We start from the raw sequence: 20,793 nt of genomic DNA, 5'->3' as shown, positions 1-20,793 counted from the left end.
TTAAATCAAAAAGGAATATAAAAGCCAAACCAAACGGTATTGGGGCGACCTGCCTGCTCTTTGGTAGCCTATCGGCATGATCTTTCCGACGATAAGGAGGAAGCATGTCCTCAGAACTTGAAGCGATCAACAATGAATTTGCCAACAACCCTCAAGGGTTAGTTGAGTGGGCACTGGCTCAGGGCACACGGCCCATCTGCACGACCAACTTCCGCCCGTTCGAAGCGGTCATTCTGCACATGGTGACCCAGGTACGCCCGGATATTCCCATCGTATGGATGGATAGCGGCTACAACACCGAGGCGACTTACCAATTTGCTGATGACGTCATCAAGCAGCTTAACCTCAACATCGTCAGCTTCCTGCCCAGGCGGACCCGCGCGCATCGCGAGGCACTGGAAGGCCCCATGCCAGGCATTTATGACCCGCGCCACGATGCCTTTACCCAGGAAGTCAAAATCGAACCCTTTGAACGTGCCCTGAGGGAAATGCATCCGGACGTGTGGCTCACCGCCCTGCGGGCAGAAGACACGCCGGAACGTGCCAGGATGCAACCGGTCAGCCGCAATGCTGACGGCCTGTTGAAAGTCGCGCCGTTACTTCAGTGGACAGCCAAGGATATGTACCAGTATCTGCAAGCCCACAATCTGCCCAACAACTTCGACTACTTTGACCCCACCAAGGTCGAGGAAAAGCGCGAATGCGGACTGCATTTACAGCACTAACCCACACGGCGGGTTAGTACTCCGGCAGGTCCAGGTCGTCAAATAACGACTGCTCATGACGCGGGCCCGCGGTCAGCGCCTCTTCCACCCGATCACGGGTAAGATGAGGCGCAAAACGGGTTAGAAAATCGTACATATAACCGCGCATGAAGGTGCCACGACGAATACCAATCTTGGTCGTGGAGCTTGCAAAAAGATGCCGTGCGTCCAGCGCCACCAGGTCATCATCCAGGGCCGGGTCGACGGCCATATGGGCCACGATGCCCACGCCCATGCCAAGCCGCACGTAGGTTTTGATCACATCGGCATCTGCCGCTGTGAGTACCACGTTAGGCGTCAGCCCTTTGGCTTTGAACGCATCATCCAACTGGGAACGCCCGGTGAAGCCAAACACATAGGTGACCAGCGGATGCTCCGCCAACGCTTCCAATGTCAGCGGCGCATCCAGATGGGCCAGCGGATGGTCTTTAGGTACCAGCACACAGCGGTTCCATCGATAGCAAGGCAGCAGAATAAGATCGGTAAACAGTTCCAGCGACTCGGTGGCAATGGCGAAATCCGCCTGGCCCTCACTGACCATCTGAGCGATTTGCTTGGGTGTGCCCTGCTGCATATGCAGGGCCACATCGGGGTATTTCTGGGTGAAAGCGCTGATAATAGGCGGCAACGCATAGCGCGCCTGGGTATGAGTGGTGGCAATCGCCAGACTACCGCGCCGTTCGTCGCTGTGCTCCTGGGCCACATGCTTGATGTTCTCGGTCAACCGCAGCACTTGCCCGGCCAGATCAATGATCGACTGACCTGCTGGCGTCACACGGGTCAGGTGCTTGCCACTACGAGCAAAAATCTCGACACCCAGTTCGTCTTCCAACAAGCGAATCTGTTTGGAAATTCCAGGCTGCGAGGTGTAAAGACTTTGCGCGGTGGCCGAAACATTCAAATTGTGCCGATTCACTTCCCAAATGTAGCGAAGCTGCTGCAGTTTCATAGTGTCACCTAACCGGTCAATGCACGGATGATTGCGTTGAAACGACAAGCGCTGCCTTTGCACTTGGCTCACACAACCATTATTAGAATAAAAAAAATCGCTATAATGCCTTTATAGTATAAAAAAACGGCCCTAGCAGCACCTATTACTTTTTACTATTTTATCGATTTCATGCCGTTCGCATTTGCCACACCCCGTTTCGCCCGCTAACATTTGCCGACTTGGCGCGATGAAATGCGCTATGTAATCGCGTGATGACCGTTGCTCCATTTGAGGCAACGAAACAGCAAGAGCAACGCAAACGGGAGAAGCAAATGGCTACTAATGTTGATGTTACTAACGCCAATTTTGAGCAGGAAGTCCTCAACGCCGAACAGCCAGTCCTACTGAAGTTTTGGGCCCCCTGGTGTGGCCCCTGCAAAGTCATGGCGCCGGTGGTCGATGAAGTCGCCGACGAACAAGGCGAAAACCTCAAGGTGGTCAGCGTGAACGTTGATGACGCCCCCGAGATCGCGGCAGAGCAAGGCGTCCGCGGCGTTCCTACCGTCATGCTGTTTAAAGCCGGCACCAAGGTGGCATCGCTGGTGGGTGCTCAATCGAAATCGCAGCTAACCCAGTTTATTGACCAGAACGCTTGACGTAAAAAACCGCCGACTACGTCGGCGGTTTTTACGATTCCATTCAGTGACGTCTTAACCAAGGCGGTCGCCGAGCGTCCAGCTTGCTGGATTTTTCCCCTCTTCGACTGCCTGGACCCAATAAGTGCGCCATCCATCGCGTTTGCGGGTGGCTGTCCAAGGCTATCTTGAGCGTCATGGTCAAAACGACCGACAGCAACATCCCGGCAACCCCGAATACCCACCCCCATACCACCAGCGATAAAAACGCCACAAAGGTGGAAAGCCCCAGCGCCTGCCCCATGATCCGCGGCTCAACCAAGTTACCCAGCACGAAATTGATTGCCAGGTAAGTGGATGCCAGCAGCAATGCCTCCCAGATCCCTCCATTCTGAGAAACCAGCAGCAATAATACCGGCGGAATCGCGGCTATCGCGGAACCGATATTGGGAATAAAGTTGAGCGCAAAGGCCAGCACCCCCCAAAGCAGCGGAAACTCAACCCCCACCATCAGGCAAGAAAGCCATACCAAAATCCCCGTCGCCAGGCTAATCACCGTCTTTACGGCGAGGTAGCGCTTCAACGTCAAGCTGAATTCGCTGAAACGCTTCAAACTCGGCGCCGGGTTTTCCAAGGCCCGCGACACCTTATCGCGAAAATTCAGCGTTTCGAACATCAAGAAAATAACCAGCAACGCGACAATGCTGCTCTGCATGAACAGATTGCCTAGCTCTCCCAGCAAGGTTTGCATCCAGGACCCTTCACCTTCCATTTCCAGCATCGAGCTTAGCTGATCAGGATCTATCGCCAGGCCGCGCGAGGCCAACGCATTTAATATATCCCAGTAGTGCTCGTAGAGACGCGTTTCAATATCAGGCAGGGCTTGAATGAAGGTACTGAAACTGTTCACCACCAGCAGGCCGATCAGCGATATAAACACCAGCATGAAAATCAAGGTGAGAAACACGGCGAGCCGTAAGCTAAGCCCGCAACGATTCAGCCAATGCACGGGGGATGTGCATACCACCGCGATAAAAATGGCGAGCAGCAGTGGCACCAGCAGATCCGAGCCCATTTTCATGCCCGCCATAATGACCACCAAAGCCGCCATGGCCAGCGTGGCATTCAACGGAATACTGCGGTAACCCTCATCCGATAACTTCGACATACCCCTCCATCCCTAAGCAATATCGCCTTCTAAACCAGAAGACAACGGAATTTAGCACCAAGCGTGCAAACTTCTAGCAACAACTTTCCACCACACCGCTACGGCTGAACTTTCTTTGGCCTACCGCATTCCAAGCAGAGTCTAGTCTTACTCTTTCTCCTCCGCCATGTGCCTAGCGCACACGCAATAATAGGGATGTTACCAATGAAATGTCGCTTACCCTCTAAAACACCACTACGCCAACGCCTCGCCGTCGGCGCACTGCTTACCCTGATCAGCATTCCGATGGCCCAGGCAGCCCCAACGCCCCCGAGCTTACATGTACAAGCTCAATCCTTTGTTGAGGTCGCGCCTGACAAAGCCACCCTCAATGCCCGTTTATGGGAAAAGACGCCCGCACTATCAAGCCTTGAAGACACCGACAGCGAGGAATTAACCGCTGCACGGGAGCGTCTTGAACGCCGGGCCAGCGAGCTGATAAACACCATGGAAGATAGCGGCCTTGAGCGCGATGCGATCAGCGCCGGTTCCTTGAATATTTACCCTGAACAGGTATCAGGTCCGCGTGGCAGTAATGGCGAGGGTGAAACGCTGCAACGCACGCGGCTCGAACGCCCGGTTACCGTCGAATTGACGGATATCGACCAGCTTGGTGACGTGCTGGACGCCTTGATGGATGCAGGCGTGAACGCCTTGGACGGCGTGCAATTCGACCTGCAGGACCGTGACGCTGCTACCGACGAAGCGCTGGTCAAGGCACTGGAAAAAGCCCGGCACAAGGCCGAGCTAATGGCCGGAACGCTGGAGACTGACCTCGGTAATGTTCAGCACATTGAAGAAACCCAATCGCCCATTTTTCAACCCCGCATGATGTCCATGCGTGCGGAAGGCAGCGTCAGTGCCGATACCCATGATAGCCCCAGCCGCGAATACCGCCCTGGGACCATCCGCATAGAAGCAGGCGTTAACGTGGAATGGGCGCTTAAAGGGCCAGACGCTCCAGCCCACCCAGATACCGACGTAGCGGCTCAGGAATAACTACCGAGCCATCCGCCTGCTGGTGGTTTTCAAGCACCGCCAGCAGGCAACGCCCAACTGCCAGCCCTGAGCCGTTCAGGGTATGCAACAGTTGGGGCTTTTTCGCCTCCGGATGACGGAAGCGCGCCTGCATACGCCGCGCCTGGAATTCCTCACAGTTGGAAACCGAGGAAATTTCGCGGAAGGTATCCTGACTGGGTAGCCATACTTCCAGGTCGTAGGTCTTCGCCGCCCCGAAACCCATATCGCCGGTACACAGCGTCACCACGCGATACGGCAACTCAAGCGCCTGCAGGATCGCCTCAGCATGGCCGCGCATTTCTTCCAGCGCCTCATAGCTTTTGTCCGGCTCGACAATCTGGACCATCTCGACCTTGTCGAACTGATGCTGGCGGATCATGCCCCGAGTATCGCGCCCGTGTGAGCCCGCCTCAGAACGAAAACACGGCGTATGCGCAGTGAGCTTCATGGGCAGCGCTGCCAGGTCAACGATTTCATCGCGCACAAAGTTGGTCAGCGGCACTTCCGAGGTAGGAATCAGGTGGTATTCACGCTCATCATCCAGGCGGAACAAGTCTTCGCCAAACTTGGGCAACTGGCCGGTGCCCGTTAGCGATGCGCGGTTGACCATGTACGGTACATAGCACTCTTCGTAGCCGTGCTGCTCGGTTTGGGTATCCAGCATGAACTGCGCCAGTGCGCGATGCAGACGCGCCACCGGCCCGCGCATCACTGCAAAGCGTGCGCCGGTGATCTTGGAAGCCAAATCAAAATCGAGATAGCCTGACTGCTTGCCCAGATCGACGTGATCCAGCACCTCGAAATCGAATGCACGAGGCGTGCCCCAACGGTGCAGCTCAACGTTATCGTCTTCGCTTTTGCCTTCCGGCACGCTGTCATGGGGAATATTGGGAATCCCACTGACCGCATCGTCCCACTCGGCCTGCACCTCCGCCAGCTGCTGTTTCGCGGCATCCAGGCGCTCGCCCAGGTCACTGACCTCGTCCAGTAGCGGCTGAATATCCTCACCGTTGGCCTTCGCCTTGCCAATTGCCTTGGAGCGGGTATTGCGCTCGTTCTGCAGTTGCTCAGTCTGGGTTTGCAGCTCGCGACGGCGGGACTCCAGCGCCTGAAGTCCTTGTTTATCCAACACAAAGTCCCGGCGTGCCAGTTGTTGCGCCAGCGCATCAAGATCACCGCGCAGCAGTTTCGGATCGAGCATGAGGTATCCCTTGGCCTGAATTCAGTGAACCACGGCGCAAAGCGCCGACAACAAAGGCAACTATTGTAGGCAAAAGCGCGGCGGGGGGCTATGGGGTTATCCTGCTGCGCGCAGCACTGCTAACATAAGCGTATCGACCTTGATTAGCCAAGCGAGCTTCAAATGACCTCCGCTTTTGAGCAAACACTCGACGCCATTGATGCGCTTCATGCCCAAGACCCGCGTTCCACCACGCTTGACGATGGCACCACCATGCCTCAGGAGTTGGCTTATGCCCAGCGGATGAGCAAGTGGCTGGAATCTGTTTTTGATGCACCCGGCGAGCTATTGCAACTGGCGGTACGCGCCCAGCACTTGCAGCGCTGGCAGGTCCCCCGCGAAGACTATGATAAAGGACGGGTGGGCTATTTGACCTGGCGGCGCGACCAGGGCAAACGGGCAGGCGAAACTACTGCCAAACTGATGGAGAAAGCCGGTTACAGCGTTGAGGAGGCCAAACGCGTCGCGGCAATGATCGGCAAGAAAGGTCTGGGGCGTGATCCCGAGGTACAGGCGCTGGAAGACTGTGCCTGCCTGGTGTTCCTGGAAAACTACTTCGCCGATTTCTCGCGCAAGGTCGAGCACGATCATATGGTGCGAATCGTACAGATGACCTGGCGTAAAATGTCCCCGCGTGCCCATGAGCTGGCGTTGACGCTGCCCATGTCGCCATCATCGACCGCGCTGGTCAAAGAAGCCCTGGGCGAGGCATAACGCCGCCGCCCTGATGCACCAGCGGCGACGCTGCGGTAAAGTAGCTGTCTTCTCTTTTCCGCTTTCGGCAGTGACGACCTGATCAATTATGATTGCATCTCTGGATTCACGCACCGCGCCATTTGAACGCCTGGGCGCCCATTACGTCCGTTTTCTCGAGGCGCTGAAAACGCGTGGCTTTGAAGGCGAGATCGCGCCGGATTACGCCAACCGCACGGTACTGGCGACGGACAACTCGATTTACCAGCGCCTGCCACAGGCGGCGGTCTTCCCCAAGCACGCCGAAGACCTGGAGCGTCTGACCAGACTGGCGGGCGAAGTGCCCCATCGCAATATCGTACTGACCCCACGTGGGGGCGGTACCGGCACAAACGGCCAGTCGCTGACCGACGGCATTGTGGTGGATGTTTCCCGCCACATGAACCAGATTATCGAGATCGACGCGGATAATCGCCGGGTGCGCGTCCAGGCGGGCGTGGTCAAAGACCAGCTCAACGCCGCGCTCAAGCCTCACGGACTGTTTTTCGCGCCGGAGCTCTCAACCTCCAATCGCGCCACCATTGGCGGCATGATATCCACCGACGCCAGCGGCCAGGGCAGCTGCGAGTACGGCAAGACCCGCGACCATGTGCTTGAACTCGACACGGTGCTGCTGGGGGGTAAGCACTTACATAGTCGCCCGCTGAGCGTTGAAGAAGAAACCGCTGAATGCGCGCAAGAAGGCATTCTCGGCCGGATCCACGCCACTGCCGCCAAGATTATCGACCAGCAGCGCGAACTGATCGAGACCACCTTCCCGCCGCTCAACCGTTGTCTGACTGGCTATGACCTGGCCCACCTGCGTGACGATAGCGGCCAGCTCAACCTCAACAGCCTGCTCTGCGGCTCAGAGGGCTCACTGGGCTTTCTGAACGAAGCGGTATTGAACGTTTTGCCGATTCCCAAGCACTCGACGCTAGTGAACGTTCGCTACGCCGGTTTTATGGAGGCCCTGCGTGACGCCAAAGCACTGATGGCGTCAAGCGCTCGCCCCACGTCCATCGAAACCATCGACGACACCGTGCTGCAACTCGCCATGGACGACTTCGTATGGGACAGCGTGGCCGAATTTTTTCCGGCCGGTGACACCGCCATTCGCGGCATTAACCTGGTCGAGTTCAACGACGACGACCCCGATGCGCTGACCCGGCGGGTTCGCGCGTTCACCGAGCATTTGCGCCATGATGCCACCGTCGAGCGGCTGGGCTACACCCTGGCCGAAGGTCGCGGTCAGATCCAGACCGTCTACGGCATGCGCAAGCGCTCGGTTGGGCTTCTGGGCAACGTTCAGGGCGAAAAGCGCCCGCTGCCGTTTGTGGAAGACACCGCGGTGCCGCCCGAGCACCTGGCCGACTACATTGCCGAATTCCGTGCGGCGCTGGATGCCCGGGGGCTTGACTACGGCATGTTTGGCCACGTGGATGCTGGGGTACTGCACGTTCGTCCGGCGCTGGATATGAAAGACCCGGCTCAGGAAGCGCTGATTCGGGCAATCTCCGATGAAGTGGTCGCGCTCACCCAGAAATACGGGGGGCTTTTATGGGGCGAGCACGGCAAGGGCGTCCGATCGGAATACTCGCCGACATTTTTTGGTGAGCTCTACCCCAGCTTGCAGCGAGTCAAAGCCGCGTTTGACCCTTATAACCAGCTCAACCCCGGCAAGATCGCCTCCCCTGGTGAAGGGGACAAGCTGATCGCCCGGGAGCACGACCCGGAGCTGCTCACCATCGACAGCGTGCCGATGCGCGGCCAGCTCGACCGCACCATCGATGAACGGGCCTGGCAGGCCTACGACGCCGCGGTCTACTGCAACGGCAACGGCGCCTGCTACAACTACGACGTCGACGACCCCATGTGCCCTTCCTGGAAGGCCACCCGCGACCGCCGCCATTCCCCCAAGGGCCGCGCCAGTTTGATCCGTGAGTGGCTACGCCTGCAGTCCAATGCGGGTATCGACGTGGTGGAAGAGTCGCGCAGGAAAAACGCCGAAAGCAGCTGGGGCTTTATCAAGCACTTCCCACGGCGGGTAGCCAACACGCTGAGCCGCAGGCAGCACCACGACTACTCCCATGAGGTCTATGACGCCATGGCGGGCTGCCTGGCGTGCAAATCCTGCGCCGGGCAGTGCCCGGTCAAGGTCAACGTACCGCAGTTCCGCTCGCAGTTTCTGGAGGTCTACCACGGTCGTTACCTGCGCCCGCTGCGGGACTATGTCATTGGCGGCACCGAGTTCATGTTGCCGACCTTTGCCAGAGCCGCCCCGCTGTACAACGCCATCATGGGCCAGCACTGGGTCGAGCAGTTGATGCGCAAAGGCGTAGGCATCAGCGACTCCCCGGCGCTGTCCCGGGCCAACCTGAAAAAGAAGCTGCGCGCCTGGGGGGTGGCCGAGGCCACACCGACCTCGCTTGCGCTGCTCACCGAACAGCAGCGCGCCAACAGCGTGATCATCGTGCAGGACGCGTTCACCAGCCACTTTGAAGCCAAGCTGGTGATGGATATCGTCGAACTGCTGTCGCGGCTCAACCTGCGGGTGTTCGTCATGCCGTTTTCCGCCAACGGCAAGCCGCTGCACGTCCAGGGTTTCCTGGGAGCGTTCGAACGCACGGCGCGGAAACAGGCCGAGCGGCTGCGTACGCTGGCGCACTTTGACATCCCCCTGGTGGGCATCGACCCGGCGATGACCCTCACCTACCGCCAGGAGTACGTCAAATCGCTGGGCAGCGCGGCGGTGCCCGAGGTGCTGATGCTCCAGGAGTGGCTGGCCACCCGCCTCAACACCCTGCCTAGCCGCCCGGTGGAACTGAGCGACCCCAGCTTCAAACTGCTTTCCCACTGCACCGAAAGCACCAATGCGCCGGGCTCCCCCAAGGCATGGCAGCAGGTATTCGCCGCCTTCGGGCTGGAGCTTGAACTGGTCAGTACCGGCTGCTGTGGCATGTCCGGCACCTACGGCCATGAAACCCGCAACGTGGCGACCTCTAAGGTCATCTACGCGCAGTCCTGGCAGCCGCAGGTTGACGCCGAAGAGAATGCGGGCAAGCTACTGGCGACAGGCTACTCCTGTCGCAGCCAGGTGAAGCGTTACTCAAGCCAGGTGCTGCCTCACCCGCTGCAGGCGCTATTGAGCGCGCTCAAGCGCGGATAACGTTGATACCACCAACGCCAACCGACCGTTTGATTCTGGCATGCTGGGCGCAATCCTAGAGCCGGGGAATCATCTTGCGACGATTGTTGACTATCGCTCGCGTCCTTCGGGCGTGCGCCACGACACTGGCCCTGCTGATGGGTGGCATCGGCGTGGCCGCCGCACAGGACGCCCGAGTCGAAACCCAGCGGGTTGAAGACACCCCGCGTATCGAGACGCTGCGTCTGACCGGTAGCGTTTCCGCCCCGCGCACCTCGCAGCTTTCCAGCGCCGAAGCGGGCCAGGTTGCGTCCCTTGACGTCGCCCTCGGCGACCGGGTCAGCCAGGGTGAACGGCTGATGGCACTGGATAGCCGTGAAGCCGAGCTGGAGCGCCAGCGCGCCCAGGCCAATATAGATCAGGCCCGCGCTGATCGCGACGATGCCCGTCAGCGCCTCAACGAAGCCAACCAGCTCTCCGCACAACAAAATATTGCGGTCAGCGAACAGCGCCGGCGGCAAAACACGCTGGCAGCGGCCGAGGCCCTTCTAGACGCCCGGCAGACCGAATACGCGCTCTGGGAGCTACGCGTGGCCCGCCACACCATCACCGCGCCCTTCGATGCACTGATCACCCAGCGCGACAGCGAGCTGGGTGAATGGGTCACGCCCGGGGACACCCTGATGACGCTGGTCGACATTGACGCCTTGAGACTGGACTTCCCTGTGCCTTTCTCGGCCTATGGCCGCATGGATGACGCCACTCTCGAGATCCGGCTGGAAGGCGATACCCGATGGTACGCCGCCCGCCCCCAGGCACGGGTACCCCAGGACGCCACCAGCCGCCAGTTCCTATTGCGCGCCGAGCCTGCTGAAGCCCTCAGCCTGCTGCCCGGCATGGCGCTCGAAGGGCGGCTGTTGCTTGAAGGCGAGACAGGCCCAAGCGTCCCCCGCGATGCCTTGATCCGCCGCCCGGACGGCAGCGTGAGCGTATGGCTGGCCCGCCAGGAAGACGACGCATGGCGCGCCTATGAACAACGCGTGGAGATCGGCAGCGGCCACGAAGGCAACGTTGCGGTGCTGGACGGTATCGAGGCGGGCGATCGCGTCATTGTGGTCGGCAACGAACGCCTGGAAGAGGGGCAGACCTTGTCCCTTATCGACGACGATTAACAAGGAGCGCCCTCGCGCATGTTTGCCGCCATCATCCGTCACGGCATTTTGGTCAGTGTCGTCACCCTGATTCTGCTGATCGTGGGCATTGCCGCCATCTGGCGGATTCCCGTGCAAATGATTCCCGACCTGGAAACCCGGGTGATTGGCGTTGAAACCCAGTGGGCCGGTGCCAACCCGCAGGATATCGAAAAGGATATCCTCATCGAGCAGGAAGAGTATTTACGCAACGTCCCCAACCTGCAGCGTATGGAATCCACCGCCAGCAGCGGCAGCGCCGAGGTTGAGCTGGAATTTCCGTTTGGCGTTGACCTCACCGAAACGCTCATTCGGGTCAACAACGCCCTGAGCCAGGTGCCCTCCTACCCCACCAACGTTGACCAGCCGCGCATCGTCGCCAACTCGTTTTCGGCCAATGCGTTCATGTACTTCAACGTCGGCCCCCGCGAAGGCAATCCGCGCGATCTGGACATGCCAGCCATGCGCGACTATCTGGAAGATAACGTGCGCCCGCGCATGGAAAGCGTTAGCGGCGTGTCGGAGGTCACCGTCTCCGGCGGCGCCGAACGGCAGATGCAACTACTGCTCGACCCCGACGCCCTCGCCGCCCGCGACATCAGCATCAGTGATATCCAGAACGCATTGCGGGAACGCAACCAGGACGTCTCCGGTGGCCAACTGGAAAGTGGCAAACGCCGCTATCTGCTGCGCACCGTCGGGCGTTTCGAGGATGTCGAGAGCCTGGAAGCGTTGATCCTTGACCGCCAGGGCGATGAGGTAACACGGCTTGGCGACGTTGCCGAGGTGCAGCAGTCCTACGCCGAGCTGACCTCGCGCTCTTACAACTCGACTGGTGAGCCAGTTTTGAGCGTTCAGGTGCGTCGCGAGCCGGGGGCCAACGTCATCGACATCAAGCGCGCCATGCTGGACGAGGTGAAGGCTCTGAATGAAGGCCTGCTGGCCGAACAGGGCATGCAGATGATCCTATCCAGCGACGACGTTCGCTACGTGGAGTCCTCGATTGCCAACGTCTGGGTCAACCTGGGCCTGGGGGCGCTGTTTGCCACTCTGGTGATGTACGCCTTCCTGCGCTCGGCCCGGGCCACCTTCGCCGGCATCATCGGCATTCCCATCTGTACCATTGCGGCATTTCTCGGCCTTCTGCTTGCCGGGCGCACCCTGAACGTAATTTCCCTGGCCGGGGTGGCCTTTGCTATCGGCATGACCATCGACAACACCATTGTCGTGCTCGAAAGTATCGAGACCCAACGGCGGCGCGGGCTGGCCCGTTTCCAGGCGGCGCTTGAAGGCGTCAAGCAGGTCTGGTCGGCAGTGCTCGCCTCGACGCTGACCACGATTCTGGTGTTTGTGCCGATTTTCTTTATCGAGCAGGAAGCCGGCCAGCTGTATTCCGATATTGCCGTGGCGATCTCCACTTCGATCCTGGTCTCGATGGTGGTCGCCATTACCGTCATCCCCACGCTCGGCGCGCATATCGATTTCCGGGGCCGCGATAACGGCAATGGCACTCGCCCGCGCTGGATGAGCGCCTGCCTGTGGGTGGTCGACCGCATGATCAAAAGCACGGCGCGGCGCACGGCGGCCGTGGTGTTGGGCATCGTTGGCGGTGTGGCGATTTTTGTCGGGCTGACGCCGCCTGCGGAATACCTGCCCGAGGGCGAGGAAGCCAAGACCTTCGCCAGCATGAACGCCCCGGCAAGCTACAACCTCGCCACCATGGACGCCATCGCCCAGGACCTGCAGCGGGAACTCGAACCCCACGTCGGCGCCGACCCTGAGGACTTTGAACGCGGCGACACCGACGTGCCCCCCATCCGCACCATGGGCATCCAGGCCGAAGCGCAGAGCCTGCGCATCATTGCCGAAACCATCGACCCCAATCATATCGAGGCGCTGATGGACGCGCTCACCACACGCTACGAGGCCTACCCGGATATGCGCGCCTTTGCCGCGCGCGGCTCGATCATCTCGAGTAACGACGGCGGCACGCGCAGCATCACGCTGGATATTGCCGGTAATGACCTGGAAACCCTCTACGCAACGGCCAATCGCATTTACGAACGCGCCCAGGCGACCTTCGACAACCCGCGTATTCAATCCCGCCCCTCGGCGCTGGATCTGGGCCAGCCGTTGATCGAGATTTATCCGGACTGGGAGCGCGCCGCCGAGCTGGGCTTTGATACCGAGGCTCTGGGCACCGCGATTGCCGTGCTGACCAACGGGTCGTACCTGGACGATTTTTACCTAGGCGATGAGAAGATTGATCTTTACGGCTATGGCCCGGAGGCCGGCGATATCGACCTCGACCGCTTGGCCAGCCTGCCCTTGCATACGCCTGCCGGCTTCAACGTACCGCTGAACGACGTCGCCGATATCGAAGAAACCGTTGGCACCGCCACCCTACGCCGGGTTGATGGCCGGCGCAGCGTGACCCTGAATGTGATCCCACCGCGCAGCGTGGCGCTGGAAGCGGGTATCGAACGGATGCAGCGCGAAGTGATCGAGCCCATGCGCGATCAGGGCGAGCTACCTGGCGGTATCGATATCACGGTAAGCGGTGCGGGCGACCAGCTCGATGCCACCCGCCAGTCTCTCACCGGCAACGGCTTGATTGCCCTGGCGATCGTGTATTTATTGCTGGTGGCGATTTTTGCCCACTGGGGCTATCCGCTGCTGATTCTGGCGACCATCCCCCTCGGCGCCGCCGGAGGGATTGTCGGTCTGTGGCTGATGAACAGCGTGGGCGCGATGCTGCCGCGTATCGGCTTGAACGCCATCAGCCAGCCTTTCGACATGATCACCATGCTGGGCTTTTTGATCCTCATGGGCACTGTGGTCAACAACCCGATACTGGTCGTCCATCAGGCACGCATCAACCTGCGCGAGACGACCATGGACGTACGCGATGCGGTATACAGCGCCGTGGAGAGCCGCCTGCGGCCCATTGCCATGACCACCTTGACCACGCTGTGCGGGCTATCGCCGCTGGTGTTTTTACCCGGCGAGGGCACCGAGCTGTATCGCGGCGTCGGCGCCATCGTGCTGTTCGGGCTGCTGGGCACCGCCATCGTCACCGTCACCTTTCTACCGGCGCTTACCGTGGCGGTGCTTAGCCGGCGGACTAAGCGACAGCCGGATTAGAAAAACAGCTGCTTGAGGGCTGCACCCGGGTCGGCTTCACGCATGAAGACCTCACCCACCAGGAAGCCGTTAATTTCGTGGTCACGCATTAGTTCCACGTCGTCACGGGTGTGGATTCCCGATTCCGTTATCACCGTGACACCCTCTGGAATACTGGGCAGCAACTCCAGCGTGGTGTTCAAACTGGTCTCGAAGGTGTGCAGGTTGCGGTTGTTGATGCCGATCAGCTTGAGATCCAGCGCCATGGCCCGTGACAGCTCGTTGGCATCGTGGACCTCTACCAGCACGTCCATGCCCAGGGCGATGGCTTGCTGGTTCAGGTCACGAAGCTGGGCGTCGTCCAGCGCGGCGACAATCAGCAGAATACAGTCAGCCCCGATCGCCCGCGCCTCGGACACCTGATAGCCGTGGGTAATGAAATCCTTGCGAATCACCGGCAGCGAACAGGCATCACGCGCGGCGATCAAGTAATCTTCGTGGCCCTGGAAAAAATCCGCATCGGTGAGAACGGACAGACACGCCGCGCCGCCCTGGGCATAGCTTTTGGCGATATCCGCCGGGTGAAACTCCTCACGAATCACCCCCCTGGAAGGCGAGGCCTTTTTAACTTCGGCGATGATAGCGGCATCCCCGGCGGCGATGCGGGTATTAAGCGCATCGATAAATCCCCTGGGCGCGCTCTGCTTTTCACCCAGCGCCAGCAGGTCGGCTTCCGAAACGGCCTGGCGGCGCTCGGCCACTTCCTGGTCCTTGCGGTCCAGAATGCGCGTTAAAATAGTCGGCGTTGCCTGTTGAGTCATGGTGATCTCTTCTTGTTTAAAACTAACCTTCATTAAAACTATTTTTTTAAAATTAATCTTTATTAAAATTAATCTTTATTAAACATAGTTTGTTTAAGCGCCTACTGCTTGAAAACGCTGGTGAAGTGGGACAATTCTTTTAGCTTTTCAAGCGGTAATTTGGAGGCCTGGGCATCCTGAGCCAACATCACGCCCTCTTTCAAGCTATCCGCCACGCCCGCGCAATACAGGGCCGCACCTGCATTCAGCGCGACCATGTCCGCCGCCGCACCGTCACCACTCAGCGCCGCTTTCACCAGCCGCAAGCTATCTTCCGCGCTGGTAGCCTTGAGCGTAGCCAGACTCTGGCGCTCGATGCCGAAGTCCTCGGGATTAATGGTGTACTGGGCAATCTCGCCGTCCTTAAGCTCTGCCACCTGGGTCGGGGCGGCCAACGAAATTTCATCCAGGCCGTCTTCGGAATGCACGACTAGCACGTGGCGACTGCCAAGCTTCTTCAGCACTTCCGCCATCAGCGGCACCAGCGACGGCGCATAGACACCCAACACTTGATTGGGCGCGCTGGCCGGGTTGGTCAGCGGCCCCAGAATATTGAACAGCGTGCGCACGCCCATTTCACGGCGTGGGCCAATGGCATGGCGCATCGCTGGGTGGTGGTTGGGGGCAAACATGAAACCGACACCTACTTGCTCGATACAGCGGGCAACCTGCTCAGGCTTCAGGTCGAGGTAAATATCCGCCACGTCGAAAAGGTCGGCACTGCCAGACGACGATGAAACGCTGCGGTTGCCGTGCTTGGCCACATGGGCGCCAGCAGCGGCAGCGACAAAACTGGCGGCAGTGGAGACGTTAAACAGGTTGGCGCCATCGCCGCCGGTGCCGACGATATCCACGATGTTGTCGGCATCCAATTCAACCCGCTTCATCAAGTCTCGCATTACCTGGGCGGCAGCACTAATTTCAACTGCACTCTCGCCTTTCATGGCAAGCCCCACCAGCAGACCGCCAATCTGGGCATCGGACGCTTCACCGGTCATGATCTGGCGCATCAGCGCGTGCATGGCATCGAAAGAGAGGTCTTCGCGGCGCATCACCGCGTTAATTGCGTCTCGCATTTGCATGAACAGGAAAGCCCCTAAAGCTGTATTTCCGGCGATCAGCCGCGTTGTAAAAAGTTGGCCAGTAGCGCATGACCTTGACGGGTAAGGATGGATTCAGGGTGAAACTGAACGCCTTCGACATCGAGTTCGCGGTGTCGCAAGCCCATGATAACCCCTGGCGTAACGTCGTCATCAGCGGTCAATGCGGTTATCTCCAGGCAGTCGGGCAAGCGTTGCTTATCCACCACCAATGAATGGTAACGGGTCACTTCCAACGGGTTATCCAAGCCGGTAAACACCCCTTGGTTATCATGCTCTACCGCTGAGGTTTTACCATGCATGACCTCTGGGGCGCGCACCACATGGCCGCCGTAGACCTGTCCAATGGCCTGATGCCCGAGACACACCCCCAATATCGGCAGCGTGCCGGCAAAATGTTCAATGGCCGACAGGGAAATTCCGGCCTCATTGGGCGTACAGGGGCCTGGCGATATAACCAGATGGGTTGGCGAGAGTGCCGCCATCTGCTCAATGGTGATCTCGTCATTACGATGGGTCACGACCTCAGCGCCTAACTCGACCAGATACTGGACGATGTTAAACGTGAAGCTGTCATAGTTGTCGACCATAAGGACGCGCTGCGCGACCTCTCCTTGCACCATTGGATATCTACCCCGTCTAGGTAAAACGATCAGTAACAACTGCTTTACCACGATGATACCCCAACCCGGTGCGTCATTGCAGGGGTTAAGAAGGCGACCAGGAGACGTTGACGCCGGGCCACCCACAGGAACACGCTATGCTGTTAAGGTATAAGTTGCCAGCGCAGTGGTCACGTAGCGTTTGCGGGACGCCTCCCAGCTAACGGGAACTGGTATCGCGGTAGAACAATCTTTATTATCAGTCGCTTTTCAAGAGAGTCAGGAGCGTGGGATGCGTAACAATGTCATGAAATGGGGGCTGCTCTTGCTGGCATTGATGATCGCCAGCCCCTCGACAACGGCGCAAACCTCGCTTCGGGTGGTGGTGTCATTTTCGGTGATCGCTGATCTGGTCAAGCGAGTGGCGGGTGACGCTGCAAGCGTGGATGTGATCGTTCCTGCCGACGAAGACGTCCATCGTTGGGAGCTTACCCCGCCCAATGTGCTGGCATTGGAAGAAACCGATCTCGTGTTTTACAACGGCCTGGATTTAGAGCCCTGGCTGCGCGATGTAAAAGCCATTGTGGAAAATGATCTGCCCATGGTGGCCTTGGCCGAAAATGCAGATTACCCTGCGCTGCCGCTTACCTCTGGTCGCTATCAAGGCTACGCGAACCCCCACATGTGGATGGCCCCCGAGGGCGCCGCTGCTTATGTGGACGTTATCGCCGATACCCTGTCAAAACATGCACCGGACCATGCTGACGCGTTCGATCAACGCGCCGCGGATCTCAAGCAGACACTGAAAGAGCTCGATGCCGATATTGAAGAGCGCCTGGGCGGCATTCCCCAGACGAACCGAACGCTTGTGACCAGTGAAGCAGGCCTTGCCTACTTCGCCGACGCCTACGCGTTCGAGTACGACGCTTTGTGGGGCGTCAATCACGAAACTCTGGGGACCCCGGCCGCGATGGCCCGCCTGCAGGCAAGGCTGGCCGAGAAGCGACCACCCGGCCTGTTTTTCGAGAGCACCACACCAAAGATTCACATGGACGCCCAGGCACGTTATGTCGGTCTTCCCCTGGCGGGGCCACTCTACGTGGACGCCCTCAGCGGCGGTGACGGACCGGCATCCAGCTACGCGGACATGCTGCGCCACAACGCCGAACAGTTGCACGCCACCCTGGGTGGTGCCAGAGAAGAAGACTAGGAGCCTGGCAGCTTCATATCAGGTGATCATCTCGGCGAGTGACGTCAGTACGGCATCAGGATCGCTGTGGCTGATCGGTTCGCCGTGATTATAGCCATAGGGCAACGCCAGGGTGGTAAAACCAGCGGCTTTACCCGCTACGATATCATGTCGTGAATCCCCCACCATCACGCAATCGCCGGGGGGCACACCGCAGGCGTTAGCAGCGTACAGCAGCGGTAACGGGGAAGGCTTCTTCTCAGCCAGGGAATCACCGCCCAGGCACAGATTAAAGCAGGCGTTCAACTCGAAGTGGTCCAAAATAGGCGCAATAAAGCGCTCTGGCTTATTGGTGATCAGCACCAGGATATAGCCTGCTTCGCGGAGCGCCGTCAGTGCTTGCCCGACGTGAGGATATAAGGTGGTCAACTGATTGGGGGCCGCCGCATAATGGTGTAAAAACCCCGCGTAAGCACGCTCAAAAAGCCGGGCATCGGGTGGCGTGCCCAGCGTCCAGGTTAATGCCCGCTCAACCAGCACGGCAGCGCCGTTTCCAACCCAGTCGCGAACGTTATCTGACGTTGGCATTGTCAATTTCTGGTCGGCCAGCGCATGGGCTACCGCGACCGTTAGATCGGGAACCGAATCGATGAGCGTGCCATCGAGGTCGAAGGCAATCATACGCTTGCCGTGAAGAAGTGGGTGCAAGTGACCATCCTTTCTACTTAAAAATCACCTAAAGCTGGCTCCAGGACGCGCCCTGAGACCGGCTTTGCTATATGAAACGCAGCTTACATTCGTCACTACCGCAAGAAACCTCTATGCTGAGTCTTATTTCAGTCAAGGAGTAAGACATGAGCCTTCCCACCATCGTGATCGTTGGCGGCGGTGCCGGCGGACTGGCCCTGGCAACTCAATTGGGACGTAAGCTTGGCAAGCCTGAGCGCGCCAATGTTGTCTTGCTTGACCGTAATACAACCCACGTCTGGAAGCCGTTGCTGCACGAATTGGCCACCGGGGTACTGAACTCCAGCATGGACGAAGTGGATTACCGCGGTCATTCGTCGGCGCATCATTATCGCTACCAGCGTGGCTCGCTGTCCGGCATTGATCGCCAGGCCAAGCAGCTGCACCTGGCCCCCATTGTGGATGAACAAGGCGAGGAGGTTCTCCCCGCAAGACAGCTAGGCTACGACTACCTGGTCATGGCCCTTGGCAGCGTATCCAACGACTTTGGCACGCCAGGGGTCGCCGAGCACTGCCATTTTATCGATTCGCCCCAGCAAGCCAAGGCGTTTCAGCGCGATATGATCAATACCTTCCTGCGCTACACGGACCCATCGCTGCGCCAGCATCCCCAACTGACCATCGGTATAGTGGGCGGTGGCGCTACCGGGGTGGAACTGGCCGCCGAACTGTTTGACGCCTCAAGGATGCTCAATGCCTACGGGGTGACCGCCACCGACCACCAGCAAATCAGCGTGCACCTGCTCGAGGCCGCACCGCGCTTGCTTCCGGGCCTGTCCGAGCGCATCAGCCAGACCGTTCAGCAAGAGCTGGAAGGCATGGGCGTCACGGTCCACGTGGGGACTGCGATCAAAGAGGCCCAGGCTAGCTGTCTGGTTACCGGCGACGATGACGTGATCGAGACCGACCTCAACGTCTGGGCGGCGGGCATCAAGGCACCGCCGTTTCTCGCGGAGCAGGGACTTTCGACCAATAACAAAAACCAGATCAAGGTAGCTAAAACGCTTCAAAGCGTCGATGATCCGGCGATTTTTGCCCTGGGCGACTGTGCCGACTGCCCGCAGGGGGACGACAGCGCCGTACCCCCGCGTGCCCAGGCCGCTCACCAGCAGGCCAAACACCTGGTCAAGAACCTGGTCAATCAGCTGGAAGGCAAACCGCTCGCCGATTTTCGCTACCGGGATCACGGCTCGCTGGTGTCCCTTGCCCGTTACGATGCCGTCGGCAGCCTGATGCGCAGCTCTGCATCACGCGGGCTATTCCTGGAGGGTTGGCTGGCACGCCGTGCCTACGCGTCGCTCTACCGAATGCACCAGCTATCGATCCACGGCGCGCCCAAAACCGGCCTTGCCTGGCTGGTCGATAAGCTCAATCGTTACCTGAAACCCCGCATGAAGCTGCATTAATCAATTAAACCAAGCATTTAAATCAGGCACTGGCAATCGCTTCGCGCAACTGCCGAATTACGGAATCATAGCCGTGCGGGTCACTTTGCTGGTGGGCATTAAAGATCGCCGACCCGGCGACGAAGGTATCCGCCCCGGCAGCGGCGATATCGGCTATGTTATCGGCCTTGACGCCACCGTCGACTTCGAGGCGGATCGCGCGCCCTGACGCATCAATCCTCGCGCGCGCATCGCGCAGTTTATCCAGCGTACCAGGGATGAACGACTGCCCGCCAAAACCGGGGTTGACGCTCATCAGCAGCACCATGTCGACCTTATCCATGACGTAATCGAGATAGGAAAGCGGCGTTGCGGGGTTGAATACCAGCCCGGCTTTGCAGCCGCTGTCGCGTATCAGCTGCAGCGAGCGGTCAATGTGCTCGGAGGCTTCCGGGTGAAAGGTAATATAGCTGGCCCCCGCCTCGATAAAATCGCTGATCATGCGATCCACTGGCTTGACCATCAGATGCACATCAATGGGCGCTGTCACGCCGTGTTGGCGTAATGCCTTGCAGACCATCGGTCCGATGGTGAGATTGGGCACATAGTGGTTATCCATGACATCGAAGTGGACGATATCCGCTCCTGACGCGAGCACATTGTCCACTTCCTCTCCCAGGCGGGCGAAGTTGGCGGAAAGAATCGAGGGAGCAATTAAACAATCACGCGCAGCGGTCATATCAACAATCCTGCTTTACCAAAGTGAGTAAACAACGGCCATTACCGCATTCAAGGGGTTGCATGTTACCAGAAGCGTCGCGCAGCGGGGTTTGTCAGGCATTGTCTTTAACATATATTCTAAAAAAGAATATAAAACAGAATTGTAATTCCACAATCACAGGTTTAAGCTTGCTAACTAT

The 20,793-nt window shown here is 58.9% G+C and carries 17 protein-coding genes; 9 read left to right on the top strand and 8 right to left on the bottom strand.

Annotated features, from left to right (window positions below):
* The first annotated feature begins 104 nt into the window (after positions 1-104).
* Positions 105-725: a phosphoadenosine phosphosulfate reductase domain-containing protein gene (locus IT895_RS06635; RefSeq protein WP_199285076.1), complete on the top strand. Its 621-nt coding sequence runs from the start codon at positions 105-107 to the stop codon at positions 723-725.
* Positions 726-738: 13 nt separating this feature from the next.
* Here the strand turns inward: IT895_RS06635 and cysB are convergent, their stop codons facing one another.
* Positions 739-1,713, bottom strand: a complete 975-nt coding sequence (gene cysB / locus IT895_RS06630; RefSeq protein WP_085917463.1) for an HTH-type transcriptional regulator CysB — start codon at positions 1,711-1,713, stop codon at positions 739-741.
* 254 nt (positions 1,714-1,967) lie between these two features.
* Here cysB and trxA point away from each other — a divergent pair, with 254 nt between their 5' ends.
* Positions 1,968-2,351, top strand: coding sequence for a thioredoxin (trxA, locus tag IT895_RS06625; protein WP_139839338.1), 384 nt, complete (start codon positions 1,968-1,970; stop codon positions 2,349-2,351).
* A 43-nt stretch (positions 2,352-2,394) separates the two neighbouring features.
* Here trxA and IT895_RS06620 read toward each other — a convergent pair whose 3' ends face one another.
* Complete coding sequence (locus IT895_RS06620; protein ID WP_085917462.1) at positions 2,395-3,498, bottom strand: AI-2E family transporter; 1,104 nt, start codon at positions 3,496-3,498, stop codon at positions 2,395-2,397.
* Positions 3,499-3,702: 204 nt separating this feature from the next.
* On the opposite strand from IT895_RS06620, the gene IT895_RS06615 reads away from it, so the two are divergent.
* Complete coding sequence (locus IT895_RS06615) at positions 3,703-4,536, top strand: SIMPL domain-containing protein (protein WP_199285075.1); 834 nt, start codon at positions 3,703-3,705, stop codon at positions 4,534-4,536.
* Here IT895_RS06615 and serS read toward each other — a convergent pair.
* On the bottom strand, positions 4,481-5,758 hold the full coding sequence (serS, locus tag IT895_RS06610; protein WP_199285074.1) for a serine--tRNA ligase: 1,278 nt from the start codon (positions 5,756-5,758) through the stop codon (positions 4,481-4,483). The two genes, IT895_RS06615 and serS, sit on opposite strands and share 56 nt — an antisense overlap.
* A gap of 162 nt (positions 5,759-5,920) precedes the next feature.
* On the opposite strand from serS, the gene IT895_RS06605 reads away from it, so the two are divergent.
* The 4 genes from IT895_RS06605 to IT895_RS06590 all read left to right on the top strand — a co-directional run bounded on the left by IT895_RS06605 (position 5,921) and on the right by IT895_RS06590 (position 14,011).
* Positions 5,921-6,511 carry a DUF4202 domain-containing protein gene (locus tag IT895_RS06605; protein ID WP_199285073.1) on the top strand — a complete coding sequence of 197 codons (591 nt, stop codon included), beginning with the start codon at positions 5,921-5,923 and terminating at the stop codon, positions 6,509-6,511.
* 88 nt (positions 6,512-6,599) lie between these two features.
* Positions 6,600-9,698 carry a D-2-hydroxyglutarate dehydrogenase YdiJ gene (gene ydiJ / locus IT895_RS06600; RefSeq protein ID WP_199285072.1) on the top strand — a complete coding sequence of 1,033 codons (3,099 nt, stop codon included), beginning with the start codon at positions 6,600-6,602 and terminating at the stop codon, positions 9,696-9,698.
* Between the two features lie 74 nt (positions 9,699-9,772).
* Positions 9,773-10,849 carry an efflux RND transporter periplasmic adaptor subunit gene (locus IT895_RS06595; protein WP_233337387.1) on the top strand — a complete coding sequence of 359 codons (1,077 nt, stop codon included), beginning with the start codon at positions 9,773-9,775 and terminating at the stop codon, positions 10,847-10,849.
* An 18-nt stretch (positions 10,850-10,867) separates the two neighbouring features.
* A complete protein-coding gene (locus IT895_RS06590; protein WP_199285071.1) occupies positions 10,868-14,011 on the top strand; it encodes an efflux RND transporter permease subunit in 3,144 nt (1,047 codons plus the stop codon).
* Here IT895_RS06590 and trpC read toward each other — a convergent pair.
* From trpC to IT895_RS06575, 3 genes are all read right to left on the bottom strand, one after another.
* Positions 14,008-14,811 carry an indole-3-glycerol phosphate synthase TrpC gene (gene trpC / locus IT895_RS06585; protein WP_199285070.1) on the bottom strand — a complete coding sequence of 268 codons (804 nt, stop codon included), beginning with the start codon at positions 14,809-14,811 and terminating at the stop codon, positions 14,008-14,010. The genes IT895_RS06590 and trpC overlap by 4 nt on opposite strands.
* A 101-nt stretch (positions 14,812-14,912) precedes the next feature.
* Positions 14,913-15,932, bottom strand: coding sequence for an anthranilate phosphoribosyltransferase (gene trpD / locus IT895_RS06580; protein ID WP_085917455.1), 1,020 nt, complete (start codon positions 15,930-15,932; stop codon positions 14,913-14,915).
* A 35-nt stretch (positions 15,933-15,967) separates the two neighbouring features.
* Positions 15,968-16,573 (bottom strand): anthranilate synthase component II, encoded by a 606-nt coding sequence (locus tag IT895_RS06575; RefSeq protein WP_442786530.1) that lies wholly within the window; start codon positions 16,571-16,573, stop codon positions 15,968-15,970.
* A gap of 271 nt (positions 16,574-16,844) precedes the next feature.
* Here IT895_RS06575 and IT895_RS06570 point away from each other — a divergent pair, with 271 nt between their 5' ends.
* The gene (locus IT895_RS06570; protein ID WP_199285068.1) at positions 16,845-17,762 is read left to right on the top strand and encodes a metal ABC transporter solute-binding protein, Zn/Mn family; all 918 of its coding nucleotides are present in this window, start codon (positions 16,845-16,847) and stop codon (positions 17,760-17,762) included.
* An 18-nt stretch (positions 17,763-17,780) separates the two neighbouring features.
* Here the strand turns inward: IT895_RS06570 and IT895_RS06565 are convergent, their stop codons facing one another.
* Positions 17,781-18,449 (bottom strand): phosphoglycolate phosphatase, encoded by a 669-nt coding sequence (locus tag IT895_RS06565; protein WP_233337386.1) that lies wholly within the window; start codon positions 18,447-18,449, stop codon positions 17,781-17,783.
* 146 nt (positions 18,450-18,595) lie between these two features.
* Here IT895_RS06565 and IT895_RS06560 point away from each other — a divergent pair, with 146 nt between their 5' ends.
* On the top strand, positions 18,596-19,894 hold the full coding sequence (locus tag IT895_RS06560; RefSeq protein WP_199285067.1) for an NAD(P)/FAD-dependent oxidoreductase: 1,299 nt from the start codon (positions 18,596-18,598) through the stop codon (positions 19,892-19,894).
* Positions 19,895-19,916: 22 nt separating this feature from the next.
* On the opposite strand, the gene rpe is transcribed toward IT895_RS06560, so the two are convergent.
* Complete coding sequence (gene rpe / locus IT895_RS06555) at positions 19,917-20,612, bottom strand: ribulose-phosphate 3-epimerase (RefSeq protein WP_085917450.1); 696 nt, start codon at positions 20,610-20,612, stop codon at positions 19,917-19,919.
* Positions 20,613-20,793 lie beyond the last annotated feature (181 nt).

Origin of the sequence: Halomonas sp. A40-4 (genome assembly GCF_015767635.1) — a bacterium.
In the GTDB taxonomy this organism is placed as follows: domain Bacteria; phylum Pseudomonadota; class Gammaproteobacteria; order Pseudomonadales; family Halomonadaceae; genus Vreelandella; species Vreelandella janggokensis.
This window is presented reverse-complemented; position numbering and strand designations above follow the sequence as displayed.